Raw genomic sequence first — 12,288 nt, 5'->3', positions numbered from 1 at the left:
ATTTAAATGTAAACCTGAATTAGCGTTACACTCTGGAATGGCAAAGTTTCCAGTATAAACTACCTATACAAAAATAAATTGGCAATATTTCAAGCCTGCCAAGCAGCATCAAAAACGATAGAAATAGCTTTACTCCACCACTAAAAGAGGAATAATTACCTGAAGGACCTATTAGGTTACTAAATCCTGGGCCAGAATTTGTAAGCATTGCAGAAACAGAGCTGATGCTAGTTATAAAGTCCGCATTGCTCAAGCAAGACATCACTATTGATGATATAGCGAACGTTAACATGTAAATTGCAAAAAACGTAAAGACAGATTGGACTTCATCATTTTCCAGTATTTTACCATTGAGTTTTACTCTATCGCTTTCACTTGGATTTAATAAAGAGCTAAAGTAATTCCTTATAGATTTTAGAAAAATGACTAAACGGAAGATTTTGATTCCACCACTAGCAGAACCACCACATCCACCAATAAAGGCTAAAAAGAAAGCTAAGACTGAAATAAAGCTCCAATTCAAGTAGTTGCACATTACATAGCCAGTTGATGTGATAAAGGAGGTAATGGTGAATGTGCTGTACCTAAATGATAAAAATACTCCTAAGTCAAAATTTTTATATAACCAAAAACAAGCAAGCAAAGATGAGATAACAACTATCTTAATAAAGTAAGAGACCTGTTCATCATAACAAACATCTAATCGTCTTATAATTTTTAAATAGCTCAGAAAAGGTAAAGAGCCTAAAATCATAAAGATAATTGTTATGACCTCCAATATAGGGTTATTGTAGTAGCCTATAGAATCGTTATAGTTAGCAAATCCACCAGTTGATACAGCGGACATTCCGTGACATACTGCGTCAAATAATGGCATGCCAGCTAGATAGTAGGAAAATATGCACAATAAAATTAGGCAGTAATATATTTCTGCAATATGTATTACTACGCTTCGCGTATGTGGTAACTTTCTTTTAAGAGCATCTGAGTACTCAGAATAGAGTAAATTATTTAAGCTCAAAACCTTAAATATGGGAAAAATTGCAATTCCTACTGTAATTACTCCAAAACCACCTATACCGTGCAGCATTGCTCTCCACAGTAGTATCCCCGGAGATTGTTGCTCGATGTAACTTAGAACAGTTGCTCCTGTGGTTGTAATCCCAGATACTGCTTCAAACAGTGCATCAATGTAGCTTAAACTATCAAGATAAAATGGAATAGCTGCAAATAGAGATAATGCAATCCAGGTACAACTGGTAATCGCAAAAATTGCCGGCATTCCATGTACCCTATTTAGTTTACCCAGTAAAATAAAAATCGCACTAAATGTGCAGGTAACTATAAATCCAACCAGAAAATTTTTCCATTCGTAACCTAGATAATTATTAGTAATAGCAGGAATAAGCATTGCTACGCCAAACAACAATAGAAAAATTCCCACAATAAACGCAATTGAACGTAAAACTTGCAGACTTTCCATAGACAGTACTGTGAAAGCTATATGTTATTAAAACTTCAACCGCTTTGCTAATTTTTTCTCTTGACTTGATTATAAATACGTATAATTATAGCGCTAAATTTGCCATAAGAGATAGAGGTAAGGTATGTTATTAACTGACAGACAAAAAAACATTCGAGATTCATTAATTAGTGAAGCTATACAAGGCAACTTTGAGAATATAAAAAATAATTACGATAGCGATATACAAGAAGTTTTGAAAAGCGAATTACCTAGTAATATACAAAAAGAGTTTAAAGACGATCTACCTAACCCTTGTACCACTTCACAGTTGATTATATTCAAAAAAAATCAAAAGGAAATTAATCAATGTATACAGAAAATGGAGCAAAAAATTGAGAGTATTTCGTGTGATATAGCTATGCAAGAAGCGAAAGGAAATGATGATTCGCATATGCAAAAAGTGAAAAACTTAAAGAGAACAAGTGATCTTCACCACAAATTACGTCAAGCAATAGATTATTTAGATGTTAAAAAAGTTAAAGCAGTATTAGAAGATTGTGATACAAATCTAGCAATGATTTTAAATAGACCTATACATTCACAGAGCAAAACTACCCTTTTACTTTATCCTCTGCAAGTTGGTCTTAATAAACGATATATAGGTGATGGTAAAAGATTGAAACAAGAAGATCTGAGAAATATAAAAGAAATTACTAAACTTCTTTGGGATAAAGCTTCTCCTGATATTCGCAATTTCTGGTTTAAATTTCATCAAGATCAACAAGAAGAAAGTACAAAAGACACAAAAGCAACCTTTGAAGCTCATTTGAAAAAAGCTCCTCCTGATATTCGTGACTTGTGGCTTAAATATCAAAGAGTGCCTGAAAATCAAGATGCAGCTGTAATAAAACTTCTTAAAGGTGAGCAACAACGACATGCCAAGATAGGTAGTGAGAAGTGGCTTGAAGATTTCATTCAAGAAGTTAAAGATTACAGAGAACAAAAAACCATAGAAGAAAACCTTGAAATAGCTACAGAGAAACCTACAACAAAATCTGTTCTACAAGACGCACAACTTTCTCAAATAAATAGAACTTGTTGTATTTTGTAGTAAATAAGTTCTTAGGAAATCTAAGTATGATAACAATAAAAACAAGAAATTTAAACGTTCTATTTTTAACCTAGTATCCAGAATAAAAGGGAGTGTTAAATAAACTGTGTCAAACCGAAAAAAAAGTAATAAATTGATATAAAAAAATGGAGGTTTGACAATGAGTCAGAAAGTAGTAAACAGAACTACCGGTTTGGTAGATTATAAAGAATTAGAAACAAATATCCTGTCGTCTATACGAGAAGGAAGACCGTTGACAGGAAGAGATGGAGCATTAACACCGTTTATAAAAAAGTTGCTGGAGGTAAGCCTGGAAGGTGAAATAGAAAACCACTTGTCGGCCGAAAGCGAAGAGAATAATCGAAGAAATGGGAGGAATGCAAAGACTTTACGTACAAGCGCAGGGTCATTTGAGCTTTTGACGCCAAGAGATAGGGAAGGAAGTTTCGAACCACAAATAGTCAAAAAAAGGCAAACAAACTTACATCCAGAGCTTGAAACGAAGATTTTGAGCACATTTGCCAGTGGTATGGGCTATAGAGATATAGTGTCACATGTTGAGGAAATTTATGATCACAAAATATCGGCGGCAGAGATATCAAGTATTACTGACAAATTGCTACCAGTAATCAACGAATGGCGTAGTCGCCCGCTGCAGTCTGTATATCCGATAGTTTTCATGGATGGCATGTTTTTTAAAGTCAAAGAGGACGGGCATTGCGTAAGTAAATGCATGTATAACATATTAGGCATAGATCAAAATGGCAAAAAAGAAGTATTAGGTTTTTATTTGGCTGAAAGTGAAGGAGCTAACTTCTGGTTGGGAGTGCTAAATGACCTCAAAGAAAGAGGAGTAGAAGATATCCTTATTGCCTGCGTTGATGGGCTGAAAAGCTTTCCTGCAGCTATAAACAGTGTCTTTCCTAATGCGGAAGTGCAGATGTGTATAGTGCATCAGATACGCAACTCACTGAAGTATGTGGCCAGTAAAGATGCGAAGAGTTTTTTGAGCGATTTAAAGAAGGTATATCAAGCTTCAAGCAAGGAAATTGCCGAGAATTATCTGTTGGAATTGGATGAAAAATGGGGCACAAAGTACCCTATGGTTATAAAATCTTGGCAGAATAATTGGGAAAACTTGTCTGGTTATTTTAAGTATTCTGGTCCAGTTAGGAGGATAATCTACACCACCAATCCCATAGAGGGGCTACATAGGCAAATTAGGAAATTCACTAAGACCAAAGGCTCATTTACCAGCATAAATGCCTTGTATAAGCAGGTATATTGTGCTATAAAGAAGGTAGAGGAAAAGTCGACGATGCCTGTACATGATTGGGCATTAACTATCTCTCAACTTGATGTTTTCTTTCCTGGCAGATTGAAAATTGAGTTGAACTAAAAATGCGGTTTGACACAGTTTATTTAACACTCCCGAATAAAAAAATATCAAAGTCATCATATTATATCACGAACCTTTTCCAAGACTTTTTTTATATTTTCGCTTGAAAGTGGAATTAAGCCAAGCCTAGATAAATATCCACCTTCAGTACTAATAGAGTCTACAACTTCTCTAATGAATTCCCTTAATCCATCAACAGTATCTAAGTGTTCTTTCTTTATATAAAGATATAAAGGCCTTGCTAACATATACTCCCCCGATGATATATTTTTATAAGTTGGCTCAATTCCTGCGATTGTGCTTCCTTGAATCTCATCTTGGTTTTTCGCTAAAAAGCTGAAGCTAAATATTCCTAAAGCATTTTTATTGCTCTTCAATTTTTGTATTATTATGTTTTCATTAATTCCAACTTCTATATATCTTCCATCATCTCTGATATTACTACATGCTTTCTTTCTTTTTTCTTGGTCTTGATAATTCTCTTTGAAAATCCTTGAGTTCATACATGAATATTGATCAAGCATAATAAAATTAATCAAAGTTTCATGTGTACCTGTATTTTGATGTGGGCCATAGATTTTAATTTCTGTTTTTGGTAGAGCTTGATTTACATCAGACCAAAATTTCTTGTTATTCTTTACTAATCTATCATTGTCTTCAGAATATGAAGATAAAGTTTCAAACAGGTCATTTTTTGTAAAATCAAATCTATGGCTTTGATTTGAATTTGCAATAACAATTCCATCATAGCCAATTATTATCTCTATTACTTCATTCACTTTATTTCTTTTACATAATTCTCTCTCTACTTCCTTCATAGGGCGAGATGAAGTAGTGATATCTGGTGTGCCTTCCCCTATTCCTGAACAAAACATTTTGAACCCTGATCCACTTCCTATCGATTCTACAACTGGAGTTTTAAAGGAAAATATACGGCTGAATTCTTCAGATATAAATGAGATAAAAGGAAAAACAGTTGAAGATCCAACAATTCTGATATATCTTCTGGCATCAACATTTGACAGTGGGATGAGTAATACAAATGCAAAAATAAGGAAAAGGCGTTTCAGCATCGTTTTCGCTCAAGAGTGTAAACTTAATTATCGTAATAAAAAATCAAACTGAAAAGCTTTTTTTCTTGATTTCAAAAGGTATAACGATCAAATGTGTGCGTAATGATGAGATCTGAATCACAGCATTCATACAACTGTATCTATATCGAATCCTCTTATGTTTTTCAATACTGAAAAATTCTTTCATATTAACTTAATGATGCAATATATCCTTTTCTTTAATAGATAAGTCATCATCGACTTTTTTTACATTATCATCAGTAATGTTTTGTATTTCCTTTTTGGCAACATGAAAATCATCTTCTGAGATTTCCTTATTTTTCTTCATTTCCTCTATTTCTTCCATAACATCTCTGCGTATATTTCTAATTGCAACTCGTGCATTTTCAGAAAATTGATGCAATAGTTTCACTAATTTTTCACGAGTTTCTTGTGTTAAGTCTGGAAGAACTATACGTATAGTATTTCCTTCAACAACAGGATTTAAATTCAGGTTAGCATTGATTATCGCATTTTTTACTTCACCGATAGCAGTAGCATCCCAAACTTTAACTGATAGAGTTTTGTTATCTATAGCTGAAACTCCTGCAACTTGGTTCAGTTTTTGATGTCCACCATAGATATTTACAACTATACCATCAAGTAATGATGCGTTAGCTCTACCAGTACGTACACCTTTCATATCATCGTGAAAAGACTGAATAGTTTTTAGCATTCTTTCTTTTGTTTTAGCTTTTATTTCGTTTAACATAAATTACCTAATGTTTACAATCTGAAACTATAGTATAAGTGCCTTGACCCTTAATAATATCAACCATTTTTTCTCTTTTTAAAGAAAAAACTACAATTGGGATAGAATTCTCACGAGCAAGTGAAATTGCTGATGCATCCATAACTTTTAAATCACGAGTTAGCAGATCTGTATAAGAAAGCCTATCATACATCACAGCATTCTCATTTTTTTTTGGATCGGCAGAATATACACCACTTACTTGAGTACCTTTTAAAATAACATCACAATTCATTTCAACAGCACGTAAAGCTGCAGCTGTATCCGTAGTAAAAAATGGGTTACCTGTGCCTGCTGCAAAAATGACTACTCTACCTTTCTCTAAATGATGAATAGCCTTCCTTCTTATATAAGGTTCACATATAGTAGTCATAGGTATAGCAGACAACACCCTAGAGACTATAGAGCTTTTTTCTAAAAAATTTTGCAAAATTAAAGCATTAATGACAGTACCAAGCATTCCAATATAATCACTGCTTGCTCTTTCACAGCCACTTAAAGATGCTGATGCACCACGAAAAATATTCCCACCACCAACAACAATACAAACTTGAACTCCAAGATTACAAACTTCAACTATGTCTTTGGATAGTTTATCTATAACTTCCATATCATGGCCAAATAGCTTTGATCCCATCAAAGCCTCCCCAGAGATTTTGAATAACACTCTGGGGTACTTTACTTCTGAAGTTTTGTTACTTATTTGCACCATCCAAAGTAAGTAACTTATAATTAGCTAATTTAACAGCACTTGATTCTATAAAATCAGCAATCTTCATTTTATCATCTTTTATAAACTTCTGCTCTAGTAGAACAACTTCTTCATAGTATTTAGCCATTCGTCCATCTACTATTTTTTTCGCTACCTCTTCAGGTTTATTTAAGCTCTTTACTTGCTCCTCAATTATAGAACGCTCATTGTTTAATTTTTCTTGATCTAAATCATCTATAGATAAAGCTTCAGGTTTCATAGCAACTACATGCATAGCTATTTGCTTTCCAATCTCTTGTTTATCACCAGATGATTGCAATGCTACTAAAGCACCAATCTTACCTAAGCCATGCATATCACCATGTACATAGCCAGCAATAATCCCATCCTTAGTCTCTAGGTAGCAAAGATTGCTTAACTCTAACTTCTCACCAAGAACCGATGTACCACTTATAATAGCTTCCTGTACTGTACCAACATCTTCATATTTGGCATTTTTTAACTCATCAAGACTAGTACAACGTTCTTGACAAGCAATTGATGCTAAATTTGAAACTAATGCTATGAACTTCTCATTTCTAGCAACAAAATCAGTTTCACAATTGACTTTAACCAATACACCATAATTTTTAGCCAAGCACATAGCAATAAGCCCATCTGAAGCTACTCTATCAGACTTTTTGTCAGCTTTAGCAAATCCTATTGTACGTAACCTATCAACGGCTTTCTTAATATCACCATCACACTCTTCTAACGCTTTCTTACAATCGCTTAAGCCAAGCCCTGTTCTATCGCGTAATTCCCTTATACTACTTGAATCCATCTTCATTTACTTACTATTACCTCCCTTTCTGTTTCATCCTTCATACGCTTCTTTTTAGTTTGCACAATACCCCCTTCTTTTTCTTGAATAAGCTCATCATCCTTAACTCTAGACCTTGTCAAACTAGACTCTATTCCAGCTAATATAGAATCAGCAGCTAATTTACAGTAGAGCTCTATTGATTTTCTTGAATCATCATTTCCTGATATAGGATAGGCAATATCATCTGGGTCAGAATTGGTATCAAGTACTCCAACTACAGGAATACCCAGTTTTTTAGCCTCTTTAACCGCTATATGCTCTTTGTTAGTATCAATAATGAATAAAATATCAGGAACTGCTCCCATTTCTCTAATGCCACCCAATTCTTTATCAAGCTTTTTTCTTTTCTTTTCAATATTTCCTAATTCTTTTTTTGTTAAGATACTATCTTCATCATTTAATATTTTCTCATATTGTATCAAAGTTTTTATCGAAGAAGAAACAGTGTTCCAATTAGTAAGCATACCACCAAGCCATCGATCATTTACATAATATTGACCACAACGAACCGCTTCACTTGCAACAATATCTAAAGCTTGAAATTTCGTACCAACAAATAAAATGCGACCATCTTGAGATGCAACATCGTATAAAGCTTTCATTGCCGCCTCTAACAATGGTAATGTTTTTCGTAAGTCTATTATGTGTATACGATTCTGTTGATGTACACCATATATATATGGGGCCATTTTCGCATTCCAGCGACTAACTTTATGGCCAAAATGCACACCAGATTCAGCTAAATCACGTATAGTGACTTTAGGCAAATTTGTCATATTTACTCCTCCAAATAGTTTATCCTCCATGGCATAACCCTAACGGGACTACTTGCATAAGCCATGTGTGAAATTAAGTTATTTACATAGTAATAAAAAAGACAAAAAAGCGCAAACAAAAAATATTGACAAGTAGCAACACGTTGATTAGCTTTAAGATTGCAAACGTTAAAAAGCAATGGGGGGTGTAGCTCAGTTGGTTAGAGCGCATGCCTGTCACGCATGAGGTCGTGAGTTCAAGTCTCATCACTCCCGCCATTACAGCAGAAACACCTTAAAATTCCTTAACTTTCTTATTAATTTGAATTAATTTCTTTCAGAGACTTGACATGATATTGTAATTGCTGCTTAATCTATTTAACTTTATCGTTAATAATTAGGATTAAATATGTTCATTTCTGAGGTTTTTGCGGCAGATGCGACTAACAATGTATCAGCATCTGTTGCTAGCTTTATTCCACTCATTTTAATATTTGTAGTATTTTATTTTCTCATTATTCGTCCCAATCACAAAAAACTAAAAGAACATAGAAGGATGATAGATCAAATAAAACGTGGTGATACGGTTATTACTTCTAGTGGAATAATAGGTGAAGTAAACAAAGTTGACGAAGTAAATGCACAACTAATACTAGAAATAGCACCAAAAATTGAAATAAAAATCCTAAAGTCTGCTATATCTGAAATCTTAAATAAAGAAATTCAAAAGCCAGTAGCTAAATCTATTGAAAAAAGCAAAGTTGAAAAGAATGGCAAGAAAAATAAACTAGAGGAAAGTAAAAAAGACAAAAATGCTTCATAATTTAAGAAGTGTGTGGAATATTAGGTATAGTAAGTAGCGGTGATTCAGTAATACCAACTTTACTAACCGCGTTGCAAAAATTGGAATACAGAGGTTATGACTCTTCAGGTATAGCAATTATAAATAATAGAGGTAAGATAGAAGTAAAAAAATCAGAAGGTAAAGTTGAAAGATTGTGTGAAGTTGTTCATGAGAGCAAGATATCTAGTAGCAAAGTTGGTATAGCACATACTCGTTGGGCTACACATGGAGCTCCAAATCTTAAAAATGCTCATCCCATTTATATAAATAATGTTGTTGTTGCTCATAATGGCATAATTGAAAATTACAATATATTAAAAAAGGATCTGGAGGAAAAGGGAGTATCTTTCCACACCGATACTGATACAGAAGTGATACCAAACATATTAACTTCATATCTTGATGAAGGGTTATCACCAATTGATTCTATATTACAGTGTCTAAACAATTTACAAGGTTCACTTGCTTTGGCTTTATTATTTGCAGAATATCCAGATACTTTATTTGTTGCAAAAAGAAATTTGCCTTTAGCAATAGGATATAACTGTAATAAAGTGTTTGCTGCTTCTGATACTAATACTTTGAATTCATTTGTAGAAAAAATATTGCATTTAGAAGATAATGATATTGCAGTAATAAAATCTAACGAATTCAGTATATATAATAATGGTATACAAGTTAAACGCAGAACAGAAAATAGCAGTCCAAGAAATTTTCTAATTAGTAAAAATGGTTACCCTAGCTTTATGCTAAAAGAAATTTTTGAGCAACCGTATGCATTAAACAAAACAATAAATCAATTTTATAAACAATATAAAGAAATCAACAAAGAATTATTTTCTGAACTAGGTTACATTACTATAGTTGGATGCGGTTCATCCTATTTTGCTGGACTAATAGCAAAGTGTTGGCTGGAAAGTATTGCTCAAATTCGGGTATATCTAGAAATCTCGTCAGAATTTAGGTATAGCAGCGTCAAGCTCGAAGAAGGTAGTATTGGCTTATTCATTTCTCAATCTGGTGAAACTGCAGATACTATGGAAGCACTACGTTATGCGAGATTGCAGAAACAAATGATCATTAGCATAATTAATACATTTAATAGCAGCATAGAAAAAGCCTCAGATATTGTATTGCATACTCTTGCTGGACCTGAGATTGGTGTTGCTTCGACAAAAACCTTTTCTACGCAGCTTGCAATTTTAGCATGCTTTGCTGTAGAGCTTGGAAAAATAAAAGGTATACTGGGTAGAGAGAGGATAAAGGAACTAAGCGGTGCTATTAATTCCATTCCCGAACATGTAGAGCATGTTTTGAATGTGATGGAAATACAACATATATCAGGCAGTATATTAGAGCACAATAATATAATTATAATTGGGAGAGGAAGCTCATATGGAGTTGCAATGGAAGGTGCATTGAAGATAAAAGAGCTTTCATATATCAACACAATTGGTATTGCAGCGGGAGAAATGAAGCACGGTTCTATCGCCTTGATAGACTCTACTGTACTTGTTATCGCAATTATTCCTTACGATAATTTATTCTTTAAAACGCTATCCAATATACAAGAGATTATTGCAAGAAAAGGTAAAGTAATTGCCTTTAGTGATAAGCAAGGAGCACCGCTCTTAAAGGGAATTTGCATAGATGTGGTGCAACTTCCAGAAGTTGACAATTTTGTTTCTCCAATTATCTACAGTGTTGCTATGCAATTTCTTGCTTATTCTATTGCAGAAAAAAAAGGGTTAGATGTAGATTGTCCGAGAAATTTAGCTAAATCTGTCACAGTTGAGTAACTTATTTAAAGTGAGTTGCTAATTAACAGCTCTAATTGTCAGTTATAAATTACTGAATTTTACTAATAAATTCATTGCTATCATTAGCCCTCTGCGAAAGAATATGTAACTAATGTAAGGATGAGAGAGGCTAAAATCCACGCCTCAAATTAACAAGATTTGCCATTATGGTTACCAGACACAACTTAACCTAGCAAGCAAGAATTAACTAACAGAAAAATTGAAAACTAATATCAGTCTCTTATGTAATGCTACTAATATTTTTCTAATATGTTTTCTATTCAGGAAAGTCTACATCGCCATAACAATATTTACTAGAATGAGGTCTTGTCTCATTGTAAAAACACAACCAATGATCAACGTCTATCTGAAGATCTTCTAATGAATTGTAGATTGTTTTACAAAAAAAGAGGAGTAAATGAGAGTTCAGTAACTTGATTATAGAGTTGTACTGCCTTTCCATATTTGAAGCAAGTTGTTATTCTATCTCAAACCGTAGCACAAAGTAAATATGGCAATTTACACTAAAATTTTCTGTTTATGATTTATATTATGTAAAGATACTATTTGACCTTGAGCTTTAAAGATATTATGTAATAGCATTATTTAATATGCGAGGTTTATTATGGCTAAAGTAAGTGCTGGTGAAAACTCAAAAAAGCTTAAAGATGGTAAAAATCAGCCCATATCACCAAAAAAGTTCAAAGGCAGTCAGTCTATGTCACCAAAACGGAGTCAGAATTCTGGTGAAAAGCTATGGAATGCATTAGAATCATTAGAAGAAGCAAAATCAGAGTTGAAAAAAAGAAAATTTGAAATAGAACTAAAAAAAGACACTGAAATATCAGACGAAGGAATAGAAAAAGTAGTGGAATTGGAAAGGAAAACAGAAAAAGAGATAGAAGAAATAGCAATGCCAATATCAACGTTACTACTTAAGGAAACAATAATAAAATTACAAGGAACAAAAATAATAAATTTTTTAAAAAAATTAGAAAAACAAGTAAAAGAAATGCAAGAATTATGTAAGAAACTAGAATTAAATGCTAAAATAGAAGAAGAAGATCTAAATAAGCTCGAGGATATAAAGAAAGAATCAGAAAAGTGTTGCAGAGAGTTAGTGAGCTATATGCCTAATTCAAATAATCCTAGAATGTTGTACACTGCTGTTATTGGTGTTGGTCTTGCTGTTGGGCTGGTAGCAAGTACTATACTTGAACATACAACTAGACTAAGTATATTAGCAATAATTGGCATAGCTACAGCATCTGCACTCGTAGCTGGTGGTGCTACATATGAAGCACTAAGACCTAATACTAAAATAGATGAATCAAAAGAAGTCCAAATAAAGAGTTCTCATCACTCACTTTCCTAATCACACTTTAATTCAAACTTTATCAGTTTTATTCAAGTTGCTTCTAAAAGGAGAATATCAATGGTGTTCTCCTTACTGATTTGGTTAAAATGCAGAAAAC

General features: G+C 33.3%; 11 protein-coding genes, 1 tRNA gene and 1 pseudogene. 6 read left to right on the top strand and 7 right to left on the bottom strand.

Annotated elements, in window-relative coordinates; genetic code table 11:
- Window positions 1-25: 25 nt before the first annotated feature.
- Window positions 26-1,483 (bottom strand): TrkH family potassium uptake protein, encoded by a 1,458-nt coding sequence (locus WP_RS06250; RefSeq protein WP_007302604.1) that lies wholly within the window; start codon window positions 1,481-1,483, stop codon window positions 26-28.
- Window positions 1,484-1,607: 124 nt separating this feature from the next.
- Between WP_RS06250 and WP_RS06245 the strand changes: the two genes are divergently transcribed.
- Both WP_RS06245 and WP_RS06240 read left to right on the top strand, forming a co-directional pair.
- Complete coding sequence (locus tag WP_RS06245; RefSeq protein ID WP_007302603.1) at window positions 1,608-2,576, top strand: hypothetical protein; 969 nt, start codon at window positions 1,608-1,610, stop codon at window positions 2,574-2,576.
- Between the two features lie 160 nt (window positions 2,577-2,736).
- Window positions 2,737-3,975: an IS256-like element ISWpi15 family transposase gene (locus WP_RS06240; protein WP_007301911.1), complete on the top strand. Its 1,239-nt coding sequence runs from the start codon at window positions 2,737-2,739 to the stop codon at window positions 3,973-3,975.
- A gap of 56 nt (window positions 3,976-4,031) precedes the next feature.
- Here the strand turns inward: WP_RS06240 and WP_RS06235 are convergent, their stop codons facing one another.
- The 5 genes from WP_RS06235 to rpsB form a co-directional block, all read right to left on the bottom strand.
- Complete coding sequence (locus WP_RS06235) at window positions 4,032-5,048, bottom strand: substrate-binding domain-containing protein (RefSeq protein ID WP_012482020.1); 1,017 nt, start codon at window positions 5,046-5,048, stop codon at window positions 4,032-4,034.
- 193 nt (window positions 5,049-5,241) lie between these two features.
- Window positions 5,242-5,799, bottom strand: coding sequence for a ribosome recycling factor (frr, locus tag WP_RS06230; RefSeq protein WP_007302601.1), 558 nt, complete (start codon window positions 5,797-5,799; stop codon window positions 5,242-5,244).
- A 7-nt stretch (window positions 5,800-5,806) separates the two neighbouring features.
- Window positions 5,807-6,550: a UMP kinase gene (pyrH, locus tag WP_RS06225; RefSeq protein ID WP_010407219.1), complete on the bottom strand. Its 744-nt coding sequence runs from the start codon at window positions 6,548-6,550 to the stop codon at window positions 5,807-5,809.
- Window positions 6,534-7,379, bottom strand: coding sequence for a translation elongation factor Ts (tsf, locus tag WP_RS06220; RefSeq protein WP_007302599.1), 846 nt, complete (start codon window positions 7,377-7,379; stop codon window positions 6,534-6,536). Before tsf ends, pyrH begins: the two co-directional genes overlap by 17 nt.
- Complete coding sequence (rpsB, locus tag WP_RS06215) at window positions 7,376-8,191, bottom strand: 30S ribosomal protein S2 (protein ID WP_012482019.1); 816 nt, start codon at window positions 8,189-8,191, stop codon at window positions 7,376-7,378. Before rpsB ends, tsf begins: the two co-directional genes overlap by 4 nt.
- A gap of 181 nt (window positions 8,192-8,372) precedes the next feature.
- Here rpsB and WP_RS06210 point away from each other — a divergent pair.
- The 3 genes from WP_RS06210 to glmS all read left to right on the top strand — a co-directional run bounded on the left by WP_RS06210 (window position 8,373) and on the right by glmS (window position 10,813).
- Window positions 8,373-8,449, top strand: a tRNA-Asp gene (locus WP_RS06210).
- Between the two features lie 130 nt (window positions 8,450-8,579).
- Window positions 8,580-8,993: a preprotein translocase subunit YajC gene (gene yajC / locus WP_RS06205; protein WP_006012489.1), complete on the top strand. Its 414-nt coding sequence runs from the start codon at window positions 8,580-8,582 to the stop codon at window positions 8,991-8,993.
- A gap of 8 nt (window positions 8,994-9,001) precedes the next feature.
- Window positions 9,002-10,813 (top strand): glutamine--fructose-6-phosphate transaminase (isomerizing), encoded by a 1,812-nt coding sequence (gene glmS, locus WP_RS06200; RefSeq protein ID WP_007302597.1) that lies wholly within the window; start codon window positions 9,002-9,004, stop codon window positions 10,811-10,813.
- Window positions 10,814-11,111: 298 nt separating this feature from the next.
- On the opposite strand, the pseudogene WP_RS07905 reads toward glmS, so the two are convergent.
- Window positions 11,112-11,225, bottom strand: a pseudogene (locus WP_RS07905) (IS481 family transposase); the annotation flags it as partial.
- Window positions 11,226-11,438: 213 nt separating this feature from the next.
- Between WP_RS07905 and WP_RS06195 the strand changes: the two are divergent.
- A complete protein-coding gene (locus WP_RS06195; protein WP_007302596.1) occupies window positions 11,439-12,188 on the top strand; it encodes a hypothetical protein in 750 nt (249 codons plus the stop codon).
- Window positions 12,189-12,288: the final 100 nt, after the last annotated feature.

The sequence above is a fragment of the Wolbachia endosymbiont of Culex quinquefasciatus Pel genome, assembly GCF_000073005.1.
Lineage (GTDB): Bacteria > Pseudomonadota > Alphaproteobacteria > Rickettsiales > Anaplasmataceae > Wolbachia.
The sequence above is the reverse complement of the archived record's forward strand: the minus strand, read 5'-3'. Positions and strand labels throughout refer to the sequence as shown.